This is a genomic window from Dactylosporangium thailandense, assembly GCF_059739745.1.
Genome location: NZ_AP029195.1, coordinates 8638499 through 8664842 on the forward strand (window position 1 = coordinate 8638499; position 26344 = coordinate 8664842).

Sequence of the window (26344 nt, forward strand, 5' to 3'; positions counted from 1 at the left end):
TGAGCTCGGCGGTGAGCCGGTCCGCGTACTCGCGCACGAGCCCCATCTCGGCCCCGGTCGGTTCCGTGCCGACGCCGAGGGCCGGATCGGAGGCCTTCATGTCGGCGATGTACAGCCCCATCCGCGACTGCTCGGCCCCGTCCACGACGACCTTGTTGACCCACTCCGGCACCTTGGCGTAGAGCGGCCCGCGGCCCGGGTTCTCCTGCAGGAACTGGTGCAGGTCGCCGCCGTAGCGGGCCAGGGCGTCGCCGCGGGCCAGCTCCTCGATGTGGCGCAGCACGAGGTCGCGCAGCAGCGGGTTGCGCAGCGAGTTGGTGACGTTGAGCGCGTGCGGGTCGTCCAGCAGCTTCTCGACCACGCTCGCCAGCTCCGGCGAGTGCGGCGCGATCCGCTCCTGGACGAGCCGGTGCGCCGTCAGGTTCGCGTCAGCAGGATCCGGCGCAGCTCCGCCTCCGAGGGCATGATCGTGCGGGCCGCCCGAAGGGTCTGCTCCGCCTGCTCCCGGGTGATCTCCTGGGAACCCGGCGGCGGGCTCGCCGCCCAGGATCGAGAGAATGTCGCCAGCTCGATAGCCACCGCCCGGCTCGTCCCCGGCGAGTCCTCCGAGATCGTGACCAGAGCCGCCGTCGCGAGGTCCGGGGTCGCGTGGTAGCGGTACGCCACCGCCGGACTCTCCTCCACCTTCAGCATCACGCCCACGGCCGCCGGACTCGGCGTCGTGGACTCCAGCCGGAGGGTGACCCACCCCTCGGCCCGGTCCCGCGGGCTCTCCGGCTCGATCCCCAGCACCGTCGCGCGGATCCCCGTACCGTCGCCCAGCCTCATCCCCGGCTCGATGATGCCCCCCATCTGGAACCCCGAGACCATCAGACCCCGGCCGGTCCAGTCGAACAGGCGCTCCACCATGATGCGGATCACCGGCACCCCCTCCGTGTTCGCGCAGCGTCGCGGCCAGCGTGTCGCGGTCGGCGAACGCGTCCGGCCCGAGCACCACCACGCGGCCGCCCTCCTCGGGCGGCACGATCGCGGCGACGCCCTGATCCCGCATGTACTGCGCCAGCGCCGGGTCCTCGGCCACCCGGATCTCGACGCCGCGCAGGTCGATGCCGGCCTCGTGCGCGACGGTGTACGCGTGGCCGGCCGTCATCGGCTCGCCCACCGGCGCCGGCACGCCGGGCGGCGGCACCTCGCCCGGCTGCCCGGCGTCGTGCAGATCGCCCGGCCGGGGGCCGCCGTCCTCCAGCAGCCGTCCGCCGATCGTGGCCGGGTCCTCGAAGCCGGTGTAGCGCAACCGCAGCTCGAACCGGTCGAACCCGGTCTGGCGCAGCTCCGTCACGTGCAGGCGGGCCCCGGCGGGCAGCAGCGCCTGGCCCTCGGCGTATTCGTGGGCGCCGCCGATCCAGGCCAGCGGCGTGCCCGCCGGCGCGTCGACGACGATCCGCACGTCGCCGCTCGCGCGCAGGTGATCCTCGGGCATCACCCGGGTGAACCCGTCGAGGGTGATGTCACCGTCGACCAGCCGGGGCAGGTCGACGGCGCCGCGCAGGCCCAGGTCCCGCCAGAACAGGTCGCCGGTGAGCCGCATCTCGGTGGGCGACTCGCGCATCGCGCCCTGGATGCGGTACGCCTCGGCGCGCGCGACCGTCTTGTGCTGGGCGTTGCCGGTGCGCAGGTACTCGTCGGCGCCCGAGCGCCCGTTCGCGTACCGCTCGAACGCGGCGCGCTGCTCGTCGCTCCATCCGGCCGCGTGCTGGGCGCTCTGCCGCTCGACGACCTCCGGCGACGGCTCGCGGAACGGCCAGCCCTCCGGGTCGAAGTGCGGCGCGTGGTTCGTCGCGAGGTCGAGCTCGGTGATCGCCTCGTGGTACGCCCGGCCCTCTGGCGAGTCGAGGAAGTCGGCGATCGTCCGCTCGAAGGTCTCGTGGCGGTTGCCCTCCGGCGGCATCAGCCGGTCCAGGGCGCGGGCGGCCTCGCGGACCGTCATGCCGTGCGCGTACGTCTCGGTGTTCCTGATGGACGCCTCGCGCAGGGCGTCGTACACCTCTCGCGGCGACGGGTTGCGCCCCAGCAGGCCGCGGGCGTCCCGGGCCATGGTGTGCACCGCCTCCGGCGCCGGGGGCCGGAAGTTGCGCTCCAGCACCGCGTCGCGCCGGGCGGCGAGCTCGGTGGCCATGCGCGCGGCCGCCTCCCCGGCCACCCCGGCCCGGTCGACCAGCGCCGCGATGCGCTCGTCGGACACGTTGCGCAGCGAGGCGATCGCGCGGTCGGTGTCCCGCGGCGGCAGCGCGGGCTCGCCGTCGCGGCCCGGGGCGTGCAGCGTCTCCTGGCCGGTCCGCTCGGCGAGCAGCCGGTCGAGCTCGTTGAGCACGTGGTCGGGGCGGGCCGGCGGGGGCGGCTCGCCCGCGGGCTCGCGGGGCGGCGCGGCCAGCCGGTCCAGCTCGCCCTGAATGCGGTCGCGCAGCTGGTCCGCGCCCTGGTAGGCCAGGTCGGCGTCGGTTGCGGTGCCCTCGCGCTCGGCCGGGAAGCGGAACCCCTCGGCGTCCGGCCCGTCGTGGCGCGCGGCCTGGAGGAAGTCGCGCACGCCCGCGCCGTCGACCTCGATCACCCGGCCGTCGGTGAGCTCGACCCGCAGGACCGCCGGCCGCTCGGCCCGGCTCATCTCCACGTGGCTGGTCTCGCGGCTGACGCCGGCCACGCCCTCGATCTCCCCGGGCCGGTTCAGCTCCGCGATCGCCCGGTCGAAGGCCTGCTCGCCGCGGGCCCGCGAGTGCTCGGTCGGCTCGGGGCCGACGTCGGCCCGGAACTCGGCCCGGGTGAGGTCGGCACCGAGGTGGACGAGCGCGTCCCGGGCCCGGGCCACGTGGTCGGCGACCGGCGTGTAGTGGCCGCTGGCGTTGTCGACCCCGAGGATCCGGCCGTGCTCGATGCGCAGGGTGCCGGCCGCGTCGACGGGGCCGCCCGCGAGCAGGCTCGAGTGGCGGGTGTTGTCGGCCATGAACGGGTGTGCGTGCAGCTGCTGGGTCCGCGGGTCGACCGCGTAGATGTACTCCCCGTGCAGGGGCAGGCCGCCGGCGTCGTACAGCCGCCCGTCGACGACGCGCACCGGGACCGGGGCCGGGGCATCGGGCTCGCCGAAGTAGGGCACCCGGTTGGCGCGGTCGTTCGCGACGGTGGTTTCGGGCAGTGTGATCGGCTCGCCGTGCAGCCGCGGCCCGTCGACGGTGATCCGCGGCGGGGCGACCGGGTGGCCCGGGTCGGGCGGCGTGAACTCGACGCGGGTGTGCTCGATCAGCCGGGCGGTGGCCGCGTCGATGCCGTGCGGGGCGTGCACGACGATCCGCGGCGGGGCGCCGTCGACCCACGTGCGCGGGTCCGCGGCGCCCTCCAGCAGCTGGTGCACGCGCGCCTCGACCTCGTGCAGGGTCGCGGGCCCGAACTCGCCCGCCCCCAGCTCGGCGTGCCAGACCCGGCCGCCCTGGGTGGTCCGCACGTCGTACACGCGCTCGGGGTCGTAGCCGGACAGGCGCTCGGGCACGTGCTCGCCGCGCGCGGCGGCCGCCTCCGCGGCCGCCCGCACCCCGGCTTCGTGGATCTTCTGCGGGTCCGGGTTGACCTCGTCGGGGTTGAAGTAGTTCCGCTCGTGGCCGCCGCGGTCCACGCCGTCGAGGCCGAACTCCCGCACGTGGGTCCGGCTGCTGCCGTCCAGCAGCTGCGGCCGGCCCGTCTCCGGGTCCCGGACGATCCGGCCCGCGCCGTCGCGCACCGGCTCGAAGCGCTCCGTCGTGACCTTGTGATAGGCGACCGTGACCTTGCCCGTCTGGATGTCGGCGAGCAGCGTGGGGTGCTCGGCGTACAGCCGCAGCATGGTCGGGTCGTGCTCGAGCATCCACTTCAGGTAGGGCCCGCTGCCCTGCTGGGCCCGCTTCCCGCCGAACTCGGGGATCTCGTGCCCGCCCAGGGTGCCGGAGTTGCCCTTGGCCTCCCAGATGTCGAGGCGGTTGTAGTTCGCCGGCGCGTCGCCCGAGCCGTCGTAGCGCAGCGCGATGATGTCCAGCTCGTGGTTCTTGGCCGAGACCGGGTCGCCCGACAGGAACACGTGCTCCGGGTTGACCTCCGTGTGCGGCGTCGGCAGGTTGCCGTGCATCGCCTCGTGGAACGCCACCCCGAGCCCGGCGTGCACGCCGACCGCGTTGCTGGCCATGCGCACCGGGTGCATGTCCTTGTTGAACTGCCCGGCCGCCTCCCGCAGCTCGGTCGCGAAGCGCGAACCCACCCGGTCCTGCTTGAGGGTGTCGAGCGCGGTCTCGAACTCCTTGGTCCCCGGCTTGAGGTCCTTCGGGCCGAAGTCGCTGAAGTCGGCGCCGGTCTCCTCCTCGTACCGGCTGATGATGTCGTCGCGCTTCTCGTTGAACGCGTCGTAGGCGCGCTCGTGCGCGTCGTGGTAGTCCCGCGAGGCCTCCCGGACCTGCTCGACCGGGTTCTCCGGCCGGGCCGGGTCGTGGGTCAGCTGGTGCGGGACCGGCTCGCCCTGGTGCGCCACCGCGACCATGTCGTTGCGGATCGCGGTGTGCCAGTCCGTGACGAAGCTTCCGCCGCGCTGGAGGTTGCCCTTGATGGTCCGGGAGGTGTCCTTGGGGTCGCCCTCCATGTGCAGCTTGCCGTCGTCGCCGAGCTGCAGCTTGACCGGGATGTCCTCGCCGATGACGTGCTCGGCGCTCAGCTCGTGGGCCTGGTAGCCGTCGACCGGCCCGGCGCCCGCGTGCGCCGGCCCGCCGCCCATGCCCGTCCCGTGCTCGATCGGGTGGAGCGGCTCGCCGTGCGCGTCGAGCGTGATGGACCAGACGCCGGCGACGTTGTCGTGGTACATCGGCCCGTGGTCCGAGACGACGTTGTGCTGCATGTCGACCCAGACGATGTCGCCGTGGATGTTCAGCGCGTTGAACGCGTGGCCCTCGCCGGTGTCGCCCCACTTGATCACGACGACGGCGCCGGAGCCCGGCCCCGCCTCGCGCAGCTGCCGCTCGATGCCGTCGAAGCCGCGGTGGTCGCTGCCGTGCATCTCCCATTCGCCGCCGGTCCAGCGGGAGATGCGGTCGGCGGCGCCGCGCTCGCCGGCGGCGTGCGGGTCGCGCATGGCGCCGGCGACAGTGGGCTCGCCGTAGTGGTTGGCCAGCACGGCCATGGCCACCTCGGGGCAGTTGTTGTTGCGCCCCGGCTCGGTGTGGCCGCCGTCGTTGGCGTTGTGCGCCCAGTCGCCGACGCGCACGTCGGGCTGCGTGAGCGGCCGGCCGTGCTCGTCGCGCGGGAAGGCCTCGTTGAGCTCGCGGACCTCGTGGGGCGTGGGTCCGGTGTACTCGTTCGTGCGCGCCTCGGACAGCGGGCGGTCGGTGATGCCGCCCAGCGTCTCGGGCGGGCGCACGCCCTCGCCCTGCCCGTGCTCGCCCGGGCGCACGCCCTCGCCCTGCCCGTGCTCGCCCGGGCGGCCGCCGGTCGGTTCGTGCGGCCCGGTGGTCGGCCCGTGCGCCGCGGCGCCCTCGTGCGGATCGATCGCATGCAGGCCGAAGTCCTGCACGAACGGCTCACACGACGCACACGGCGGCGCGTAGTCGCCGTGCTCCTGCCGCCCGCCCTCGCCGATCCAGTGCGTGGCGACGACGCCGTCGCGCAGCTGTTCGCGCGCGTAGGTCCCGAAGTCTCCCGGCTCCCCGGCCTCGTGCCACTGCCGCTCGAGCTCGTAGAGCTTGTCGGAGACGAGCACCACCTCGGCACACTTGCCGTGGTTCTGCCCGATCCGCTTGTCGGGGTCGTGCTCGGCGGCGGCCTTGATGTCGTCCAGGACCCGTTGGGCTTCCGGGTGTACTCGCACGTCGGTCGCCGTACCGTTGTCGTGCTTCATCGGCCGCGTGCTCGTGTGGCTCGAGATCGTCGGGTCCTCCGGCGTGAGCAGCGCCCCGGCCACGCGCACCCGGTTCTTCTTGCCCAGGTTCTCGGAGTTCATCTGGTCGCGCACGGCGTCGGCGAGATCCCGCGCCGACTCGTCGACGGCGGCCCGCCCCTCGCGGCTGCCGGGCTCGCCCTCGAAGTGCCGCGGCGGCCCCTCGTACCCGCGCGTGCCCCCTGCCGTCTCCGTCGTCGACAGCTTCGAGGCCGGCTCGTCCCCGCCATTGGGCCGATCCCCGGGCGGCGGCGGCTCGTCGCCACCCCCACCGGGCCGATCCCCGGGCGGTGGCTCGTCCCCGCGGGGCCCCTCGCCCCGGTCCCCGGGCCCGGTCCCGCGATCGCCCGGCCCGTGCTCCCGCGCCGGCAGCGTGTCGGTGCCGCGCCCGCCGCCCTCGTGCATGGACACGGGCCGCGGGGAACCGGCTCCCGGCTCGCTCCCGCCGAGCCGGACGGGCATGTCGTCGAGCCGCGGCAACGGCACGAACACGGCCGCGGGCTCCTCGGCCCGATGCCGCCCGGCGCCGTCACCGCGCTCGGTCCCGTCGTGCACCGGCGCGTGCTCCGGCCCCCGGCCCTGCTCGCCGGCGTGCACCGGCTGATGCTCCCCGGGCCGGGCCCCGTTCTCGCCGGGCCGAACCCCGTTCTCGCCGGTACGCGCCCCGTTCTCGCCGGGCCGTGCTTCTCCGACCTGAACGTGCTCGCCGAGCCGCCCCGAGGCCTCACCGACCGTCGCGTGCTCGCCCGGCCGCCCGTGCTCTCCAACCGGCACGGGTTCGCCAGGTCGAGCCCCGACGTCCCCGGCCCGCTCCGGCGCCCGGAATGACCCATTGGTGCGGTTCTGCTCGGTCGTACGGCCCCCATCGGTCGTACGCGTCCCGTCCCCGCCGCGCTCCCCGGCCTTCTCCCCGCTTCGAGTCCCATCGGAGCCCCGCCCCGAGTCCCCGGTCCGCGCCCCTTCGTTCCCGCGCCCGGTCGCCTCGGCCCCGCGCCCGGCACCTTCCGAACCGCGGCCGGCACCCTCGGAACCACGGCCGGCACCTTCCGAGCCGCGCCCAGTGCCCTCAGCACCGCGGCCGGTCCCCTCGGCACCACGGGCTGTTTCGGCTCCACGCCCCGTGCCGTCCGCACCCCGCACAGCATCGGCACCGCGCCCGGTCGCCTCGGCCCCGCGTCCGACGGCGTCCGTGGTCCGCGCCCCGTCCGCCCCGGCCGGCCGGTCGACCCCCATGACCGCACCCGGATGCTCCGCCACCGGCCCGCCGGCGCCCGCCGCCGCCCGATCAACGCCCGCCGCCGCCCGGTCCGCGCCAGCCGCCGCCCGATCCGCGACCGGCCCGCTCGACCCGCTGTCGGCCGCGCCCCGCGCCCCGGTCTCCCCGGCGTGGGCACCCGCGCTGCTCCCGGCCTGCGTCTCACCGACCCGCGTCTCGCCGGCCCGTGTCTCGCCGGTCCGCGCCCCGCCGTCGCCCCCGCCGCTCGCCCCGTTCCCGGAGTCCGCCGCGTGCTGCGTGACCGGCTCGCCGCCGCGCTGCACGACCGGATCCCCACCGCGCTGGGTGACCGGATCGCCGCCGCCGTGCCCGTTCTGCCCAGCACCCGAGTCGCCGGCCTGCGTGGTCCCCGAGTCGCCGTGCGCGTTGGCGCCGGCGTTGGAGTCCACGGGGGCCGCGACCGAGCCGCCGGCCGGATTGTCCGAGGTCGGTGCGAGCGATTGCCCGTCCCCTGGAGTGTAGTCGGCCCCTGTGACATCCGCCCCGGGCCGATTACCGCTCGTGTTCCCGCCGTCACCGGTGGCGCCCCGGTCGCCCGTGGCGCCGCCGTCGCCGGTCACGCCCGAGTCGCGCACGTTGGTGTCGAGGCCGGAGTCACCGAGGTTGGTGTCGCCCAGGCCGCGGGTGCCGTTCTCGCCGCCCGTGTTCGTCTCGCCGGGCCGGCTGATCTCGCCGTCGACGTGCGGGGCGGCGCCGTGCGCGCCCGGCTTCGGGCTGCGGAGGGCGCCGATGGCACCCATGCCGCCGCCCATCGCCGCGCCGTTGATGAACGACTGGAGGTTGATGCCCTGCGTGATGTTCTTCCAGCTCCAGTCGCCGGTCATGAAGCCGGTCGTGAGCATCATCGAGGCGGGCATGATCAGGGCGTTGGCCGCGCCGTGGACGGCGGCGTTGGCGGCCACCCGGGGCAGGCGGCTGTTGATCGGCAGGTGGACGAAGTTCAGCGGGAACGTCAGGGCGCCGGTGACGAGGCCGGAGACCAGGCTGTTCATCAGGGAGTGGGTGTCGAGCTCCTTGCGGTGCCCCTCCGCGATCTGGATCTCCTGCGCCAGCCAGTCGGTGCCGACCGAGAGGACGACCTGCTGGATCTCGTGGATGATGAATTGGCGGATGTACTTCTTGACGAATTCCTTGCCGAGAAAGCTGATCAGCCGCTGCAGCACGCGCCCGGCGATGGTGCGGGCCGCGGTGACCGCGCCGGCCGCCGCCGCCTCGGAGCCGCCGAAGGTGAACGCGGCCAGGATCTGGCAGATGACGATCGTGATGACCGTGACGATCAGCGTGATGCCGAGGACGAGCTTCGCGTACTCGATCTCCATCGCCGCGTTGTCGGCGGCCGCCGAGTAGTTGAGCGCGATGTCGGCGACCTGGGGCAGGCCGTTCTGCGGGCCGACCGCGAGCGCCGTCCAGTACTGGTTGAACGCCTCCCCCGCGTCCCCGCCCCACGCCTGCGCGATCTGCATCGCGACGGTGTCGGAGTTGTTGAGCAGCCCGTTGAGCTCGGTGCCGAGATCCTGCCAGGCCTGCGCGAGCTCGCGCAGATGGTCCTCGTTGCCGTCCGGCCACGCGGAACCGCCGCCGATGATGCAGACGGCGTCCCACAACCAGTCGATGGGATGGAGGTCGGGCTTCTCAATGGCCAACTCGGACGGCTCCCCGCGTCGAACCCCTGGCGGGGAGCGCTACTTCTTCTTGAACCACTCGGCGGTGAGGTCGTCGATGTCGACGACGCCCTGGACGCCCTCCCGGACCTGCTCCCCGAGCTTCGACATGGCGATGACGAGGCTCTCGCCGCCCTCGAGCACGCTGGTGCAGGGCGGGTGCTCGCCCTCCATGTAGTACTTGTTGAAGTTCTTGCCCGGCTCGTCGTTGCCCCACGGCTGGCCCCCGTTGAGCTCGTCGATCCGGGCCCGCAGGGTGCGCCACCGCTTGAGCATCGCGTCGCCGGTGGTCGTCAGCTGCGACGCGGCACCGAGCGCCTGGGTGGGGTTGACCGCAGTGCTGTCCGTCATCGCTTCTTCTCCTTGTCCGCATCCATGTCCGCGGCGAGCAGGCCGAGCTCGGAGTCGAGCTTGTGGGTCATGCCCTGCAGGTCGAACTCCAGGTGCGACTGGACCGTCGACTCGGCCATGAACGGCTTGCACGCCTCGGTGACCTGCCGCATCGCGTCCGCCGACGCCGCCTGGATCGTCTTGGTGATCGACTGTGCGAGCTGGCGGGAGTCCGGGCGACGGTAGACGCGCGCGTCGATGTCCAGCCGGATCAGCTGGCCGCGGGGCCCGACGACGGCGGTGATGAACCCGTCGTCCGATTTGGCCGTCGCCGTGATCGACTGGAGTTTCTGCTGCAGCGTGCCCATGCCGCTGCGCATCCGCTCGAGCTCGCCGGCCAGTTCGTCGGCGCGCGCCCGGAGCGCACGGTTGTCCATGGTGCCCTCCCCGTAGCAAGCCGTCCAACCGTACGATACTCAACAACGGCAATACGCCACCAGTGCGAATCGATGTCACAGAAGGGCTCCGACGTGCAGCGCAAGCGTTGGTTCGCCGCCATCGCAGCGCTCGGTGCCGCGGCGACGGCGCTCGTTGTGCCCCAGACCGCGCTCGCGGGGCCGCCCCCGGCCGGAACGTGCAACAACCCGGCCAAAGCGGGCGAGGTGGTCAAGGAGACGCCCTGGCCACAGCAGACCTTCGGGATCGGGCGGGTCTGGCCGACCACCAACGGCAGCGGCATCACGGTCGCGGTCCTCGACTCCGGCGTCGACGGCGCCCATCCGCAGCTGGCGGGCCAGGTGCTGCCCGGCTTCGACTTCCTGCGCAACGCGGCGGGGGCGGACTTCGACTGCACGTCGCACGGCACGGCGGTGGCGAGCCTCATCGCCGCCAAACACGCCAACGGCGTCGGCTTCGAGGGCCTGGCCCCCGGCGTGAAGATCCTGCCGATCCGCGTCTCCGACCACGAGGACGGCACCAACGGCGAGGCCGCCGGGCCGGACGTGTTCGCCAAGGCGATCCGGTACGCGGCGGACCAGAACGCCCGCGTCATCAACGTCTCGCTGAGCCTCGACACCGACTACCCCGCCGTCGCCGAGGCCGTCGACTACGCGATCAACACCAAGGGCGCGCTCGTCGTCGCCGCCGTGGGCAACCACCACGTGAGCGCCGAGGCGACCCCGCCGCCGATCGGCTCGGCGCGCAGCGCGATCCCGAACGACCCGCCGTCGTATCCGGCCGCCTACCCCGGCGTCCTCGGCGTCGCCGGGGTCAACCAGGACGGCACCCGGGTCGACGAGTCGCAGGTCGGCGCCTATGTGGACATCGCCGCCCCCGGCAACCTCGTGCTCGCCGCGACCCGCGAGCACGGCCACCAGTACTACAAGGGCACCAGCTTCGCCGCGCCCATCGTCAGCGCGGCCGCGGCCCTGGTGTGGTCGGCCCAGCCGGGCCTCAAGAACAGCGACGTGGCCTGGCGGCTGCAGGTGACCGCGGATCGCATGGCGGGGGCCCAGCGCAGCACCGAGTTCGGCTACGGCCTGGTCGACCCCTTCCGGGCCGTCTACGAGACCCCCTCGAAGCAGGGCGCGGCCACCCCGACGCCGATCCCCGCCACCGCGAGCGACCCGGCCGCCGCGGCCCGCCTGAGCCGCTGGCAGACGGCGGGGCGCATCGCCGCCTTCGCCGGCCTCGCGATCCTGGTGGCCGCCCTGGTGATCTTCGCCATGCGCGGCGCCGCCCGCCGCGGCCGCGCCCGCAACTGGCGCCCGGGCGAGGTCCAGCCGGTCAAGCGCCCGGAGCGGGACCCGGACATCGAGCCGGAGGACGTCTTCTTCGCCCTCCCGACGCGCTCCCGTACCGACTGACGAACGCCTTGGTCATCAAATAACCGATAAATCGGATAAGTCCGGACTGAGTGTCTGGAGTTATCCGCACCAGCCGCGAAAGCACCGTGCCCCCGCCGAAGTCGGTCCGGCGGGGGCACGGTGCAGATGGTGCTAAAGGATCACGACCGCCCGATCGCCGGGCCGGCCTCCGGGGACTGCGGCAGGTTCGGCGTGTCGATGACGGCGCCGCCCTGGTTCGGCCGCTCCACCGCCCACAGCTCGTCCTCCGTCGCCTCCGCGTAGTCGTCGTGCTCGGCCCGCTGGTCGCGGCGCACCGGCCGGAACGGCGACTCGCCGGGGCCGGAGCCGCCGCGGCCGCGCAGGGCCGGGCCGCGGCCCTCGCCCTCCGGCAGCGGGCCGCCCGCCGGGCGCTTGATGCCCCCGCGCCCCTCGATCGCCGGGCGAGCCGCCTGGCGGTTGAAGCCCTCCTGCTCCTCCAGCGGCAGGCCGGGAGCCCGGCGGCCGTTGAGGCGCTCGCCCGGGGCGCCGGCGCGGCCCGCGCCCCGCTGGCCGGGCGGCAGGCCGTTGCCGCGGCCGCCGAGGCGCTCGTTCTCCGGGCCGATGTGCCCCGAGGGGCCGCCGGGCCCGCGCCGTCCGCCCAGGCGGGGCGGCATCGGGCTGCGCGGCGTGCCGCGGCCCATCTCCTCGCTCAGGTCGGGGCCGTGCACGCCGCCGGGGAGGCGGCCCTTGGACCCGCGCAGGTTCGGGTTGCCGCGGCCGGGCGGCATCGGCGGGCGGGCGCCGCCGCCGGGCGGCGGACGCATGCCCGAGAGGTTCGGGCGGCCGGGCAGCTGCGGGCGCATGCCGCCGGGGCCTTGACCGGGGCCCTGGCCGAGCCGCTGGGCCGCCTCGGCCGGGTCGAGACCCGCGAGGCCGCCGGTGGCGCGGAAGTTCGGGCCGCCCGGGAACGCCGGCAGGCCCGGCACGTTCACCGAGGGCACGACGCCCGGGCCGCCGGGGGCCGGGGGCAGATGCAGGTCGGGCAGCGCCGGCAGCGGGGGCGCGACCGCGCCGCCGGCCAGGGTCAGCGCGTGGTCCGGGTCGTAGCCGGGCAGGCCGAGGCCCGCGAGCTGCGACTGGAGCCGGCTCGGGTCCGGCGGGCTGATCTTCGGGATCGACGGCGGGTTGAGGATCGGCGGCGGCGGGAGGCTGCCGCCGGGGCCGCCGGGGCGGATGGTCGGCTGGACCGCCACGGCCGCGTTCGTCGGGCCCTTGTACGTCGAGCCGTGCGTCAGGAAGTTGTAGTACACGTTGAGATACGTGTCCGCGAGGTCCTTGACGAATGGCTTGATCTGCTCCGTGTAGTGCTTGACCAGCCGCTTCTTGCGGTTGTCGTCGCTCTCGGTGTTCGTGATCGCGCCGCCCTTGCCGGCCGCGACGACCCTCGACGTGGCCGCGGAACCGGGCACGCTGCCGGGGTTGCTGATGGCCTGGCAATACTCGTTCCAGACCGCAAGAGCCTTCTTCTGGTTGTACTTGATCGTGCTGGCGAGCACGTCGAGGCCCGTCGCGTTGGTGTTGGCGACGTCCTTCCACTCGTCGATCGAGGACAGCGAGGCCCCGATCTCGCGCATGAAGACCTTGGACGCGTCGGAGTTCCACTGCGACGCGAGCTCGTCGGTGTACCGGCGCAGGTTGCGGCTCGTGTTGTCCAGCAGCGTGTGCACCCGGCGCCACATGTCGGCCAGGGCCGTCGCGCGCGCGTCGGAGTCGATCTGGATCCAGGGCCACATCATCTCGATCGTCGTCGACTCGGCGTCCCAGTCGGTGGGGTCGTAGTCGACGATCTGGTTCGAGGCGCTGTAGTTGTCGTACTGCGAAACGCTCGGGGGAAGCGTGTACTTCACATACCCGTAGTACTGATCGGTCATCGGTTCCCCCGTCTCACTTCTTCTTCAGCGGGTCTTCAGGGGCGCCCATCATGTCGTTCTCGTTGCTGTACACGTAGTACGAATTGGTCCCCTCCCCCACCGAGAAGCCCTGGTCCCAGGTGTTGAAGTAGGCCGAGCCGTCGGTGGGCGGGATGGCGCCCTCGGTCTCCATGCGGTGCTCGGCCGCGTTCGCCGAGCCGGTGAAGGGCGCGTCGTCCGTGCCCTGCCCCTCCTGGGCGGCCTTGACCTGGTCCTGCAGCGTCGGGCGCCCGTCGCTCGGCCAGAACACGTCGTAGACGTCGTCGACGTTGGCCTTGCCGAGGTCGTCGCCGCCGAGGTACTCGTAGTAGATCCCCAGCGCCGCCTGCGTGATCGCCTGCAGGCTGAACGAGACGTCCTTGAGCAGGTCACCCGTCGCCGCCAGCGCGTTGGCGTGCACCCCGCGGTAGAGCTTGGCCTCGCCGAAGCCGGCGAAGGTCGACTGGACCTTCGTCATCGGCAGGACGCCGTCCTTGAGGTTGGTGTTGTAGTCCTCGACCTCTTTGCCGACGAGCTTCACGTAGTCGGCGAGGCTCGACACGTTGACCTTGATCGGCGAATGGTCGACCGGTGTCCACGAGTCGTGTCCCGGCTTGTACTCGTAACCGTCTCTGGTCATTCGCCCTCCCCGTCGGCCGAAGTCGAACCCGATAGACCCAACTCAATCATATCGTTCACGCACCACAAGACGCCCAGGTTCATCAGCTCGGTGGCGGGCGCCACGCGAGCTGGACGAGCCGGCCGCCTTCCTTGCGCGTCACGTAGTACCCGCGGCCGGGCGGCTGGTGCGAGGAGCGCACGTTGCCCAGCAGCGCGCCCTCGTCCCGCTCGCCGGACAGCAGCATGCCGGGCGAGCCCAGCTCCCGCAGCCGCATGAGCACCGGCTCGTAGAGCGCGCGGCTCGCGCCGCCGGTGCGCCGGGTCAGGATCAGGTGCAGGCCCACGTCCCGCGCCTGGCTGAGGAAGTCCAGCAGCGGCGTCACGGGGTTGGTGCTGCCCCCGGCGACCAGGTCGTAGTCGTCGACGAGGACGTACAGCTCCGGGCCCTTCCACCAGCTGCGGTTGCGCAGCTGCTCGATCGTGACGTCCGGCCCCGGGAGCCGGCTCTTGAGCACCCCCACGACCTCGTTCATGATCGTCTGCGCCGTCTGCGCGGAGGTACCGGTGCCGATGAGGTGCTTGCTGTCGAACGCGCCGAGCAGGCTGCGCCGGTAGTCGACCACGATCATGCGAGCCTCGTTGAGCTCGTACCGATCGATCAGCGACTGCCCGAAGGCCCGCAGGAACGCGCTCTTGCCGGACGCGGAGTCGCCGAAGAGCAGGAAGTGCGAATCCTGGTCGAAGTCCACCCAGACCGGGCGCAGGTCGGCCTCCGCGATGCCGATCGGGATGCCGGAGCGCTCACGATCGGTGACGGGCAGGCTCTCGTACGGCAGCGTCGCCGGCAGCAGCCGCACGGGCGGGGCACCGGCGGCGGGCCAGCTCTGGCGGATCTCGGCGACCAGCTTCTCGACCCCGTCGGAGAGGTCCTCGACCGTCTGCTGCCCGTCGACGCGCGGCAGGGCGCCGAGGAACTGCAGGCCGCCGGGGACGATGCCGCGGCCCGGGGTGCGGTCGGGCACGTTCATCGCCGCGCGCCGGTCGAGCTGCGAGTCGCTGGGATCGCCCAGGCGCAGCTCGAGGCGGCTGCCGAAGAGGTCGCGGATCGCGGGCCGGACGTCGTTCCAGCGGGTCGCGGAGGCGATGACGTGGACGCCGTACGTCAGCCCGCGGTTGGTCAGGTCGTTGATCGCGCCCTCGAGGTCCTCGAAGTCGGAGCGGATCGTCGACCAGCCGTCGATGATCAGGAACACGTCGCCGAACGGGTCGTCGGCGTGCTGCCCCGCCCGGCGTGCCCGGCGGTAGGTCGCCATCGAGTCCACGGCCGCCGCGGCGAAGCGCCGCTCGCGCTCGGCCAGCAGCACGTAGAGCTCGGCGACCGTGCGGCGCACCGCGCCCGGGTCGAGCCGCGTGGCGACCCCGCCGACGTGCGGCACCTCGCGCAGCGTGCCCAGGGCGCCACCGCCGAAGTCGAGGCAGTAGAACTGGGCCTCGCGCGGGGTGTGCGACAGGGCCAGGCTCAGCACCAGGCTGCGCAGGATCGTGCTCTTGCCGCTGCCCGGGCCGCCGACCACGACCGCGTGCCCGGCCGAGCCCGCCAGCTCCCACCAGACCGGGTCGCGGCGCTGGTCCAGCGGCCGGTCCACGATGCCGAGCACGGCGTGCAGGCTGCCCTGCAGCTCCGCCACCTGCACGGTGAGGCCGCGCTCGGGGTCCACGATCCGCGAGGGCAGCAGCGCGTCGAGCGACGGCGGGTCGGCCAGCGGCGGCAGCCACACCTGGTGCGCGGGCATGCCCTTGCCCCGCATGCGGTCGACCAGCAGGTCGAGCATGCTGTCGCCGACGACGTTCTCCTCCTCCTTGACGACCACCGGCTCCTCGGTCACCGGCGGCGCGACGTATCCGCTGACGTAGTCGCGCACGACGGGGCCGCCCCCGGCCGCGGCCAGGGCGACGGCGGTGTCGCGGCGGTAGACGCCGGAGACGTACGCGGCCCGGAAGCGCTTGAGCGGCTCGGTGCCGAAGCGCAGGTAGCCGTGGCCGGGCGCGCGGGGCAGCTCGAACGCGGCGACGTCGCCCAGGACGATGCGGCTCTCCACCGCCGAGAAGGTGCGCAGGCCGATGCGGTACGACAGGTGCGTGTCCAGGCCTCTGAGGCGGCCCTCCTCCAGCCGCTGGGACGCGAGCAGCAGGTGCACGCCCAGCGACCGGCCGACCCGCCCGATCTGCACGAACATGTCGATGAAGTCCGGCTTGGCGGTCAGCAGCTCGCTGAACTCGTCGCAGATGATGAGCAGGCTCGGCAGCGGCGCCAGCGGGGCGCCGGCCGTGCGGGCCTTCTCGTAGTCGCGCTGGGAGGCGTACATGCCGGCCTTGCGCAGCAGCTCCTGGCGCCGCAGCAGCTCGCCGTTGATGGCGTCGGTCATGCGGTCGACCAGCGGCAGCTCGTCCTCGAGGTTGGTGATGACCGCGCTGGTGTGCGGCAGCACGTCGAGCTTGGTGAAGGTCGCGCCGCCCTTGAAGTCGATGAGCACGAAGTTGAGCACCTCGGAGCTGTGCGTGACCGCGAGCGCGAGGACCAGCGTGCGCAGCAGCTCGGACTTGCCGGCGCCGGTGGCCCCGATCAGCAGGCCGTGCGGGCCCATGCCGTCCTGCGCCGACTCCTTGAGGTCCAGCTCGACCATCGTGCCGTCCGGCGACCAGCCGATCGGCACCCGCAGCCGGTCGCGCTGCGGCCGCGGCACCCAGTGGCGGGTGGGGTCGTAGTCCTCGGGCGAGCCGATCTCGAGCAGGTCGGTGAGGTCGATGGTGCCGGTGGCGCGCTGCTCGGTGCGCGAGGCCGCGGACAGCCGCAGCGGCGAGAGCTGCAGCGCCAGGCCCTCGGTCTCGGTCAGGCTGAGCCCGTCGGCCCGGCCGACCTCGGCCTTGCCCTCGAAGGTGCTGCTGGACAAGGCGCCGCCGGGCTCGATGCCGAGCACGAGCGCGGTCTGGTCGAGCAGCCGGGGCGGCGGGGTGGACAGGTCCAGCACCGTGACGCCCTCGACGCCGCCCTCCGTCATGAGGTGGTCGGAGCCGAGCACGTCGCCGCCGTCGAGCACGACGATCAGGTGCGGGCCGCCGACCCGCTCGGCGCTGCTGACCGGGTTGAACCGGGGCCGGGAGCCGAGCACGTCGTCGAGCATCGCCTCGAGGCCCGGCACGTTGGTCGAGACCAGGCGCAGCTGGCCGAGGGCGTCGTTGCGGTTCGGGTGCAGCGCGTGCGGGAGCCACTTGGCCCACTCCCAGTGCGCGCTGCTGGCCGGGCCGGCGCACACCGCCACGATCAGGTCGTCCGGGGAGTGGAAGGCCGCCGCCTGGGCGACGATCGCGCGGGCCAGGGCCCGGGTCTGCTCAATATCGCCCTGCATGTAGACGCGGGCGAAGCCGTCGAGGGCCATCACGATCGGCAGGTCGTCGACGGTGGCGTAGGTGGTCATGAACCGACGCAGCGCGACCGCGCACATCGGGTCGAGGTCCTCCAGCGGCTTGCTCGCCGGGGGCACCAGGGGCGTCGCGAGGTCCTGGGGGCCGAGCGCGATGCGCACCATGCCGAAGTCGGCGTCGCCGGGGCGCCGCTCCCAGAGCCGCTGGCCGGCCGGGATCGACCACAAGGCGTCGGGGTCCGGGTAGCGGTACAGCTGCGCCGCACGCTGCTTCTGCCCGGCCCGGCGCACCTGGCGGCGCCGCTGGGAGAGGTGGCGCATGTAGTTGCGCCGGGCGAGCAGCATCTCCTGCCGCCCCGGGCCGGCGCTCTGGCCGAACTGGGAGGCGAGCATGCCGATCGCGGACAGGCCGAACATCGCGCCCGTCATGTAGGCCAGGGGCCCGCCGCGCTGACCGGCGAACATGAGCGCCATCGAGCCGGACCCGGCCAGCATCGGGATCATCATGAGCATCTGCGCCCAGCCCTTGCCGGTGGGCGCGGGCACCTCGGGGGGCGGCTCGAGCAGGACCTCGCCCGAGGGGTACTCGGGCTCGGCTCGCCGCGACGGCCTGCGGCGCACGACTGTGCTCACTCGAGTCCACCCTCCCCGTAGCACCCGTTCGAGCACACATGCTAACCAGTGGGCTGCTAGGTTGGGCACTCTCGATGGCGGGCAGAAACGGCGGGGAGCACGGTCGATGGCCGAGAACGTTGGTGCCGGGCTGGCCCGGGTGGTGCTCGCGGCCCCCAAGCGGCGCCTCGACCTGGCACTGCCGGAGCAGATCCCGCTGGCCATGCTGCTGCCCGGGGTGCTGCCCCGGGCCGGCGAGGCCCTCGCCGACGACGGGCTCGACCACGGCGGCTGGGTGCTGCGCCGCACCGATGGCACCACGCTCGACATGAGCCGCACGCTCGCCGCCCAGGACGTGCACGACGGCGACATCCTGCACCTCGCGCCGCGCTACGAGGAGTGGCCCGAGCTCGAGTACGACGACGTGGTCGACGCGATCGCGGCCGGCGCCCGCCGCTACGGCGCCGCCTGGACCCCGGCCGCGACCCGCGTCACCGGCCTGGCCACGGGCGTCCTGCTGCTGCTCGGCACCCTAGCGCTGCTGCTGCTCGCCGGGCCGTCCTGGATGCTGCCCGGCATCGTCGCGCTCGTGGTCGCGGCGGGCCTGCTGACCGGCGGTTTCGTGCTGTCCCGGGCGATGTCCGACGCCACCGCGGGCTCGACTCTGGGCGCGGCCAGCCTCGTGTACGCCTTCGCCGGCGGCCTGCTCGTGCTCGGCGGCGACGAGAAGCTGTCCCGCCTCGGCGCCCCGCACCTGCTCACGGGCGCGGGGGCGCTGCTGGTCTTCGCCGTGATCGGCTACCTAGCCGTCGGCGCGAACATCCGCCTGTTCGTCGCGGGCATCTTCGCCGGGGCCCTGGGCGTGCTCGCGGGCCTGCTCGGCCTGACCTCACTCGGCGCGCCCGAGTGCGCCGCGGCCCTGGTCGGCCTGCTGGTCCTGCTCGCGCCGGCACTGCCGCTGGCGTCGGTGCGGCTGGGCAAGGTACCGGTGCCGCAACTCCCCCGCACCACCGACGACCTGCTGCAGCAGGACCCGGTGCCGCCGGCCGCGACCACGTACGCCACCGTGGCGCGCGCGGACGAGATCTTCACCGGCCTGCTCTTCGCCTTCGCCGTGCTCAACGTAACCTCGTTCTGGCTGATCAGCCGCGAGCCGGGGATCATGACGGGCATCCTGGTCGGCGTGGTGGCCGCGGCGAGCCTGCTGCGCGCTCGGCTCTTCGGCACCGTGCGGCACCGGCTCCCGCTGCTGCTGACCGGGCTGGCCGGGCTCGGGCTGCTGATGGCGCGGCTGACCGGGGCGAGCCTGCCCGTGCAGGTCGGCGTCGGGGTGGGGCTGCTGCTCGTGGCGGTGCTCGTGGTTACGGCGGGGATGCGGTACAGCGTGCGGCCGCCCTCGGTCTACCTGGGCCGGCTCGGGGACATCTTCGACGTGCTGCTGGTGCTGGCCACGATCCCGATCGTCTGTCAGGTGCTGGGCGTCTACAGCTGGATTCGCGGCCTGGCCGGCTGAGCCCGATAATTGCACAATCCGACGTATCGGCCGCTCGTATATAGCCGGCATCCGCAGCGATAATATCGGGCACGATTTCCGTGGCGGATTGTTTCATTGTTCGGAAAGCTTGACTGCGGTGCGCGGCTTCTCGAAGCGTGGACCATTGCGTCGATTGCCCACGGGGGCACGGACGGCGCACACGCGGGGGGAACGAGCCCGGACGCGGAAGGCGCGCGCGGGGCGCGGGCGACGCAGCAGACAGCGCCGACTCGGACCGACGCGCGCACAACGCGAGGGGCGTGGCCGGCGCGGACGCGGGCGGCGCGGGCGCGGACGCGGGCCGCGCGGGCGCGAGCGGCGCGGGCGCGGACGCGGGCGTGGCCAGCGCGGGCGCGAGCGGTGCGGGCGCCGCGGGCGCGGGCGCGGGCGCGGCCAACGTGGGCGCGAGCGGTGCGGGCCACGCGGGCGCGGGCGGCGCGGGCGCGGGCGGCGCGGGCGCGGCCAACGTGGGCGCGAGCGGTGCGGGCGCCGCGGACGCAGGCGCGGGCGCGGCCAGCGTGGGCGCGGGCGGCGCGGGCGCGGCCAGCGTGGGCGCGGGCGGTGCGGGCCGCGTGGGCGCGGACGTGGCTAGCGCGGGCGCGGCCGACACCGGAGTTTCGTATGCGGGCGTCGAGGCCCCGTGCATGCGGCGCAGCTTCTCCGCATGCCGCCTCGCCAGCCCCCAATTTCGCCGTCGCTGCTGCTCCCGACGAAACTCGTCCTTCCCCGGCCACCAATTCCGAGCCTTCGTCCGATCCCGCATGGAAGCCAATTCCCGCGAGGCGAACAACTGCAACTGCCGCACATCGAAAATTATCCCAGAATGCGACCCGAACCATGAACCCGGACAGCTCGACTCACAAATGGTGAACAGAAACCGATACCGAGGTGATGGTCAGGAGCCGAGCGGCTCGCCGTGGTCGTCGACCTCGGTGAAGGGCTCGCCCCGCACCAGCCTCCGCACGGCCTCGTCCGGGTCGGCCCCGATCAGGAACTCGCCCGCCTCGTGCAGCAGAAAGACCCGCCCATCCGCCGCGGCCACGATGTCGCTCGGGCCGTCCTCGAACCAGGCCAGCGGAAACACCGGCATCCCCAGGTCAACTGCGAACTCGACGAAGAGGTCGGCCAGCACGCGGCCCTTCGTCGGCCAGAATTCCACGTTCCAGCCGCCCGTCGCCACGCCCGGCTGCTTGAGCTGGCGGAAGCTCAGGCCGCCGAACTCCTCGAGCAGGCGCCGGGCCACCGGGAAGATCGGCAGGCGTCGCTCCAGGCCGGGGGTGGCCTCGTAGAGCTCCCGCAGCCAGCTCGCGATCCAGGTCTCGACGTTGCGGTTGGACTTCCAGCCGGCGGCGGTCAGCACCTGCCGTACGTCATCGGGAAACCGGCGCCGGGCCGCCAGTTCGAGCTCGTAGAGCTCCGCGACCCCCTCGGGCGACAGCGACGGCCACGTGGTCAGCTCGCCCGACTCCTTGTCGATCACGGCGAGTGGCGCCCCGATCACCTCCGGCGGGCGGTCGGGGTCGGACGGCGGCACCTTGGCCCACGCCACGAACCCGTGCTCGAACTCGAAGAGTCCCACGTCGCCCCCGCTGGACGGGAGGCTGGCCAGCGCCCAGGGCCGGGCGATCTGCGTGGCTTCATCAGGCGTCACCAATGCCGCACCTCCGTGTTCGCTGGCCTATCGTATGCAGCCGAGCCCCACGCAAGCGCGAGGGCCACGGGGAGGGGACCAACCGGACATGCCGTCCCGACGGGAACAGATCCAGTCGTATCAGTACCTGATGCAGCGTGTGGTCAACGCGTTCGTCTCGGGTGAGGCCGACCCGTCGATGTCGCCGACCCGCCGGCTGGCCGGCGCCGGGTACGCCAGCGTGATGGTCGCCGTGCTGGTGCTCGCCGTCTTCGGGGTGATCGGGCTCATCAAGCACGGCGGCAACACGTCCTGGCAGGCCGCCAACGCGGTCGTGATCGAGAAGGAGACCGGGACGCGGTACGTGTACCGCGACGGCGTGCTCTACCCGGTCGCCAACTACGCCTCCGCGGTGCTCGCGATCGGCCAGGCCGCCACGACCGTCTCGGTCTCGCGGGAGTCGCTGACCGGCGCCACCCGCGGCCCGCTGATCGGCATCGCGGGAGCGCCCGACGCGCTGCCCCCGGCGAGCCGGATGAGCGCGGCCGGGTGGTCGATGTGTGCGGTGGCCGGCCACGACTCCAGCGGCGGCGCCACGGTGTCGAGCCTGGTCATGGTCGGCACGACTCCGCCGGGCGGGCAGGACCTCGGCGACTCGGCCATCGTGGTGCGCGACAACACCAGCAGCCAGAAGAACTACCTGGTGTGGAACGGTCACCGGTACCGGGTCGACTCCCGCCAGATCTTCGCCGCCATGGGCATCGACGGGCAGCCGCGGGTCCTCGTCGACGAGGCGTGGCTCGACACCGTGCCGCAGGGCCTGCCGATCACCCAGCCGCAGGTGGACAACAAGGGCAAGGCGTCCACCGCGATGAAGAACTACCTCATCGGCCAGGTGCTCACGGTCACCGTCGGCGGCTCCACCACCGGCTACCTCGTGCGCGCGAACGACATCGTGCAGGTCACGGCGGTCGAGCAGGCGCTGATCCTGGCCGACCCGGCCACCGCGGCGGCCTACCCGAACGCGACGCCCCAGGCCAAGGCGATCCAGGCCGCCGAGGTCGCCAACGTGTCCAAGGCGAACAGGCCCAAGTCCGACCTCGACCCGCCGGCCCAGGTGCCCTCGATGGCGACCGTCGACCCGGCGGCGACGCTGTGCACCACGTGGACCGACAAGCAGGCCGCGCCGAAGTTTCTCATCAACGCCCAGCCGCAGCCGGACAGTGCCGGCATCGCGACCAACGGCAACGCCACCGACCAGGTCGCGACGCGGGTCGTGGTCCCGTCGGGCGGCGGCGCGGTCGTGCGCTCGGCGCAGTCGGCCGAAACCGGCTCCGGCCAGGTGTTCTTCGTCACCGACCAGGGCCGCCGGTTCGCCCTGATGGCCCCCGCGCAACTGGCGTGGTTCGGCTACGGTTCCGTGAAGCCGATCGAGCTGCCGTCCTTCGTCGTCGCCCGGATTCCCGCGGGACCCGGTCTCGACCCGAGGGCCGCGCAGCGTCCGCTGACGGGCTGACCGGCCCGTCCGCGAAATCGCCCACTACGGGAAGTGGGAGAACTTCGATACGGTGATATGCACAAGCGCCGCCCCACGGGGGCGTCGGCATCCGAATGGAGGTGGGTCTGACGATGGCCGGTAAGGGAGTAACCACTGACGCCGCGGTCATGGCGAAGACCGCTCAGGAGATCGACGGGGCCGCGGACCGGCTCACTGGCATGTTCAACAAGCTGATGAACGAGCTCACCCCGCTGCAGTCGTCCTGGGTGGGCGCCGGCGGTTCTTCGTTCCAGGGCATCAAGGACCGCTTCGACACCGACGTCGCGAACCTGAACGTCGCGCTGCGCAGCATCGCGCAGGCCGTGTCGACCGCGGGCCGCGACTACACCCTGAGCGACGACGAGATGCGCCAGGAGATGCAGCAGGCCGGGGCGAGCGCCGGCGAGATCACGCGCGCACTGATGATCAACTGAGCCGAAACGGGGAGGGAACACCATGGCCGGTGACGAGATCGTCGTCGAATTCGCCGCGCTCAACCAGGCCGCGTCCGACATCAGCGCCGCGCTGTCGTCGATGCAGTCCGAGCTCGACAGCGTCGACCAGCAGGTCGCGCCGCTGCTGCACACCTGGCAGAGCGACGCCCAGGAGGCGTTCGCCCAGCGCAAGGCCGAGTGGACCAGCGCCGCCAACGACCTGCACCAGCTGCTGACCGGGATCAAGGGGGCCGTGCTCAAGGCCGCCGAGATCATGCAGGCCCGCGAGAAGGCCAACGTCGCCAAGTTCGCGCGCTGAACGCCGGCCCCGCCGGCGTCGACGTGGGTATGGGCCCGGCCTGAGGCCGGGCCCATCCTCGTTCAGCCGCCCGGCTGGCGACCCGCCTTGCCGGAGAAGCCGGCGGCGTTGAGCGTGACCTTCTGGCGGAACAGCCAGCGGTACAGCGGCGGAAAGTCGCTGTTGGTCACGTCCGCCTGCCGGAAGCGGTAGCCGTAGTAGATGTAGAACGACTGGCCGACGACGCCGTTGTCCGTGCCGTCGACGTTGACGATCGTCTCGAACGGCGAGAGCGAGTCCTTGTCCGGCATGGAGCTGCGCTGGACCCACGACGGGGCGTCGTAGCCGACCCCGTCGGCGGAGAAGGCGAGGTAGACGCCTCGCCCGGGGCCGTGCGTGTATCCGGTGAGCAGGTAGCGGCCGAGGTAGGTGCTGTACGCGGCGTCGCCGTGGGTGGAGTACAGCGGCCCGTCGCCCATGACCGGGGACGCGTCGCCGTTGAGGCCGGGCTGGCCCCAGGCGCCGTCGCGGTACTTCTGCCACTCGCCGACCGTGCCGCGCCGGGCCGCGTCGAGCACCTCGGCGATCGGGGCCCGCGCCACCGACGGCTCCGGAGCCGCGCCCGCCGTGGTCACGTCGCCGTAGTAGACGTAGAAGTAGCCGTCCTTGGCGATGTACGGCACGCCGCCGATGTTCGTCGCCCCGTTGTCGTCCTTCACGTGCTGCCCGACGATCCAGCCGAGGCGGTGGAAGGTGGCGCCGTTGTCGGTGGAGTACGCCAGGCCGATCCCCCACCATCCGTACCGCGCCGGATCACCGTCCTCGATGTGGCAGAACGCGAGCAGGGCGTGGTCCTCGGTCTGGAAGATGTTCGCGATCCACCACTGCTCGCCGGTGCGGCCGTTCAGCGCGTTCTTCGTGTACACCGAGGTCTGGGCCGGCTCCGCGAGCGTGCCGCGGAACTTGGACAGCACCGTGCCCTGGCTGCCGCCGCCCTGCGAGTGGTAGAAGTCGAGCTGGTTGCCGCCGCCGGGCACGACCGAGAGCATCGAGTCGTAGGCGATCGACACGCCCATCCGCTGGAAGTCGTCGGGCGACATGACGACCTCGGCCTGGTCGAGGACGAACTTCGGCTCCACGTCGTAGGCGATCTCCGGGTCCCAGAACAGGGTGTCGTAGGACGACGTGCCGAACTGGTCGACCTGGAAATAGAGCATGTCACCGGCCTGCACGTCGACCTTGAACACGTGCTGGGCCATGAAGTTCGGCCGGATGACCTGGTAGTCGGCCGACGGCCACACCTTCGTCGTGCTCGCGCCGTGCTCCAGCTTGACGACCGCCCGGACCCCGTCGCTGGCCGGCGTGTACATCCGGTGGTCCATGTAGCCCTGCACGGTCACCGAGCCGGAGCGGGGGGCCTTCCATCCGATGACCGCCTGGTTGGTGTCGGGATGGGCCCAGCCCGGGCCGATCTGGCAGTCCGGGTAGTTGCCCTTCCACTGCCCGACCCCTGCATCCCACGACATGGGCGAATATTTCGATCCGTCCCATTGCAAGTAGTACCACTGGTTGCCGCCCTGGACGCCGGAGTAGCCCGAGGAGAGGCGGTAGGTGCCGACCGCCGCCGCCTGGTTCCCCGCCGCGGCGTTCCCGGTGGTCTCGCCGGTGAGATGGCCGATGAGCAGGCCCACCACGAACGTCGGCACCAGCGCGAACGCGATCGTCCGCGTGAAGCGGCCCGGCCAGGGCAGCGCCTCCACCCGGCGCAGCAGCGGCTCGAGACGACCACCGCTCCGCAGAGGCCGGCGCAGAGCATCTCGCAGCAACCGGAACCGGTCACCGGGCTGTACCACAGAATCTCCCTCCGGCGTTCGACGGCTCCCGACGATAGCGAACCTCGCTGCTAACCTTCGCATCGTGACCAGCTACCCCTCCGGCCCGCACTACGCCGGCGAGCCGCCGCAGCCGGGCGCGCAACCCGCCTCGCAGTGGAGCGACCCGCCGATGCCCGGGCCGTCGACGCCGGAGGCCGACACCCCGACGCTGCCGATTCCGGCCCCGCCGGGCGCCCCACAGCCGCCGTGGCCGGCCGCCGGCGGGCCTGTGCCGCCCAGCGGGCCTCTGCCGCCCGGTGGGCCGCTGCCTCCCGGTGGAGCACTGCCTCCCGGTGGGCCGCTGCCTCCCGGTGGACCCTGGCCGCAGGTGCCGCCCGGCCCGGTCGCGCACGGCGCGCCTCCGCCGCAGCAATGGTCCGGCCCCCCGGCCTCGGGCCCGCCCCAGACGTGGTCGGCATCGCCCCCCGCGCAGGCGTGGCCCCAGGCCATGCCCACCTCGGGGCCGCCGACCTCCGCGCCGCCCACCTCAGGGCCGCCCACCTCGGGACCGCCCCAAGCCTGGCCGGCGCACCCCACCTCCGCGCCGCCCACCTCCGGGCCGCCGCAGGCCTGGTCGGCCCAGCCGGCCTCCGGTCCGCCGGCGCAGGCCTGGCCCGCCGCTCAGCCGGCCTCCGGCCCGCCCGCCCCCGCCTGGCGTTCGGGGTCGGACCTGCCGGCATGGGGCGACGCGGGACTGCCGACCGACCCGCCCGGCTCGCCGCCACGGATCGCCCCCGTGCCGCCGGAGCGGCGCGGCAAGCTGCTCCTCGGGCTGCTGATCGGCGCGGTCGCCGGCATCGTGCTGGCCGGCCCCGCCGGATACTTCCTGCACTCGCCGGGCCAGCCGGCGGCCGCGCCCACCCCGTCGGCCGCCCCCTCCGCGGGCAGCTCCCTGTCCGCCTACGAGTCGGTCCGGCGCGACATCAACAAGCCCAAGCTGGGCGGGGACATCGCCGCCCTCGCCGACCCCTGGCTGCCGTACCTGGGCGGCTGCACCACCAACAGCGAGCCGAACGGCCCCGCGCTCAACCAGGGCGAGAAGACGCACATCGCCTGCACCTACGGCGGGATCTCGGTGCACTTCTCGACCTACGAGTCGCTGGTCGCCCGCGACCAGGCGCGCGACTACCACGTCAAGCTCAACGGCCAGGCGGGCAACCTGGCGCCGGGCCTGGGCACGCCGGGCAAGAAGAACGGCGCGGTCACCGGCGCGACGGGGATGTACATCGAGTACGCCTACCGGCTCAGCACCGGCGTCACGATCTGCGGCCTGTGGTGGGACCGCGACGACGACACGTCCGGCGTCACCCTCGAGGCGCTCTGCGACCGGGAGCTCGACGGCAAGTGGGAGCCGATGCGGGGCCTGTGGCAGCGCCACAGCTGACGGGACCGGCCGGCGGCA

13 protein-coding genes and 1 pseudogene are annotated in these 26344 nt (G+C 73.2%); 6 read left to right on the forward strand and 8 right to left on the reverse strand.

What is annotated here, in order from left to right:
* Window positions 1-2875 precede the first annotated feature (2875 nt).
* From AC6JBM_RS38455 to AC6JBM_RS38465, 3 genes and pseudogenes are all read right to left on the reverse strand, one after another.
* Window positions 2876-8857 (reverse strand): annotated as a pseudogene (locus AC6JBM_RS38455) (WXG100-like domain-containing protein); the annotation flags it as partial.
* A 39-nt stretch (window positions 8858-8896) separates the two neighbouring features.
* Window positions 8897-9226 (reverse strand): hypothetical protein, encoded by a 330-nt coding sequence (locus tag AC6JBM_RS38460; protein ID WP_497978788.1) that lies wholly within the window; start codon window positions 9224-9226, stop codon window positions 8897-8899.
* A complete protein-coding gene (locus tag AC6JBM_RS38465) occupies window positions 9223-9642 on the reverse strand; it encodes a YbaB/EbfC family nucleoid-associated protein (RefSeq protein WP_497978789.1) in 420 nt (139 codons plus the stop codon). The genes AC6JBM_RS38460 and AC6JBM_RS38465 overlap by 4 nt, the downstream gene beginning before the upstream one ends.
* A 93-nt stretch (window positions 9643-9735) precedes the next feature.
* Between AC6JBM_RS38465 and mycP the strand changes: the two genes are divergently transcribed.
* A complete protein-coding gene (gene mycP, locus AC6JBM_RS38470; protein ID WP_497978790.1) occupies window positions 9736-11070 on the forward strand; it encodes a type VII secretion-associated serine protease mycosin in 1335 nt (444 codons plus the stop codon).
* 140 nt (window positions 11071-11210) lie between these two features.
* Here the strand turns inward: mycP and AC6JBM_RS38475 are convergent, their stop codons facing one another.
* The 3 genes from AC6JBM_RS38475 to eccCa all read right to left on the reverse strand — a co-directional run bounded on the left by AC6JBM_RS38475 (window position 11211) and on the right by eccCa (window position 17656).
* Window positions 11211-12962, reverse strand: a complete 1752-nt coding sequence (locus AC6JBM_RS38475) for a WXG100 family type VII secretion target (protein ID WP_497978791.1) — start codon at window positions 12960-12962, stop codon at window positions 11211-11213.
* A gap of 13 nt (window positions 12963-12975) precedes the next feature.
* A complete protein-coding gene (locus AC6JBM_RS38480) occupies window positions 12976-13620 on the reverse strand; it encodes a hypothetical protein (protein ID WP_497978792.1) in 645 nt (214 codons plus the stop codon).
* An 82-nt stretch (window positions 13621-13702) separates the two neighbouring features.
* Window positions 13703-17656 (reverse strand): type VII secretion protein EccCa, encoded by a 3954-nt coding sequence (gene eccCa / locus AC6JBM_RS38485; protein WP_497978793.1) that lies wholly within the window; start codon window positions 17654-17656, stop codon window positions 13703-13705.
* Window positions 17657-17762: 106 nt separating this feature from the next.
* Here eccCa and eccD point away from each other — a divergent pair, with 106 nt between their 5' ends.
* Complete coding sequence (gene eccD, locus AC6JBM_RS38490; protein WP_497978794.1) at window positions 17763-19148, forward strand: type VII secretion integral membrane protein EccD; 1386 nt, start codon at window positions 17763-17765, stop codon at window positions 19146-19148.
* 916 nt (window positions 19149-20064) lie between these two features.
* On the opposite strand, the gene AC6JBM_RS38495 is transcribed toward eccD, so the two are convergent.
* Complete coding sequence (locus AC6JBM_RS38495; RefSeq protein WP_497978795.1) at window positions 20065-20820, reverse strand: SUKH-3 domain-containing protein; 756 nt, start codon at window positions 20818-20820, stop codon at window positions 20065-20067.
* An 88-nt stretch (window positions 20821-20908) separates the two neighbouring features.
* Between AC6JBM_RS38495 and eccB the strand changes: the two genes are divergently transcribed.
* From eccB to AC6JBM_RS38510, 3 genes are all read left to right on the forward strand, one after another.
* On the forward strand, window positions 20909-22315 hold the full coding sequence (eccB, locus tag AC6JBM_RS38500) for a type VII secretion protein EccB (RefSeq protein WP_497978796.1): 1407 nt from the start codon (window positions 20909-20911) through the stop codon (window positions 22313-22315).
* 101 nt (window positions 22316-22416) lie between these two features.
* Complete coding sequence (locus AC6JBM_RS38505) at window positions 22417-22770, forward strand: WXG100 family type VII secretion target (protein ID WP_497978797.1); 354 nt, start codon at window positions 22417-22419, stop codon at window positions 22768-22770.
* A gap of 22 nt (window positions 22771-22792) precedes the next feature.
* Window positions 22793-23089, forward strand: a complete 297-nt coding sequence (locus AC6JBM_RS38510) for a WXG100 family type VII secretion target (RefSeq protein WP_497978798.1) — start codon at window positions 22793-22795, stop codon at window positions 23087-23089.
* Window positions 23090-23151: 62 nt separating this feature from the next.
* Here AC6JBM_RS38510 and AC6JBM_RS38515 read toward each other — a convergent pair whose 3' ends face one another.
* Window positions 23152-24921, reverse strand: a complete 1770-nt coding sequence (locus AC6JBM_RS38515; protein ID WP_497978799.1) for a glycoside hydrolase family 183 protein — start codon at window positions 24919-24921, stop codon at window positions 23152-23154.
* 757 nt (window positions 24922-25678) lie between these two features.
* Between AC6JBM_RS38515 and AC6JBM_RS38520 the strand changes: the two genes are divergently transcribed.
* On the forward strand, window positions 25679-26326 hold the full coding sequence (locus tag AC6JBM_RS38520; RefSeq protein ID WP_497978800.1) for a hypothetical protein: 648 nt from the start codon (window positions 25679-25681) through the stop codon (window positions 26324-26326).
* The last annotated feature ends 18 nt before the right edge of the window (window positions 26327-26344 follow it).

What these genes read in the sequence shown, in the direction of transcription:
- AC6JBM_RS38475 (WP_497978791.1), bottom strand. Translation starts at nt 12,962, where the DNA reads ATGACCGATCAGTACTACGGGTATGTGAAGTACACGCTTCCCCCGAGC.
- AC6JBM_RS38510 (WP_497978798.1), top strand. Translation starts at nt 22,793, where the DNA reads ATGGCCGGTGACGAGATCGTCGTCGAATTCGCCGCGCTCAACCAGGCC.
- eccB (WP_497978796.1), top strand. Translation starts at nt 20,909, where the DNA reads ATGCCGTCCCGACGGGAACAGATCCAGTCGTATCAGTACCTGATGCAG.
- AC6JBM_RS38465 (WP_497978789.1), bottom strand. Translation starts at nt 9,642, where the DNA reads ATGGACAACCGTGCGCTCCGGGCGCGCGCCGACGAACTGGCCGGCGAG.
- AC6JBM_RS38480 (WP_497978792.1), bottom strand. Translation starts at nt 13,620, where the DNA reads ATGACCAGAGACGGTTACGAGTACAAGCCGGGACACGACTCGTGGACA.
- eccD (WP_497978794.1), top strand. Translation starts at nt 17,763, where the DNA reads ATGGCCGAGAACGTTGGTGCCGGGCTGGCCCGGGTGGTGCTCGCGGCC.
- AC6JBM_RS38460 (WP_497978788.1), bottom strand. Translation starts at nt 9,226, where the DNA reads ATGACGGACAGCACTGCGGTCAACCCCACCCAGGCGCTCGGTGCCGCG.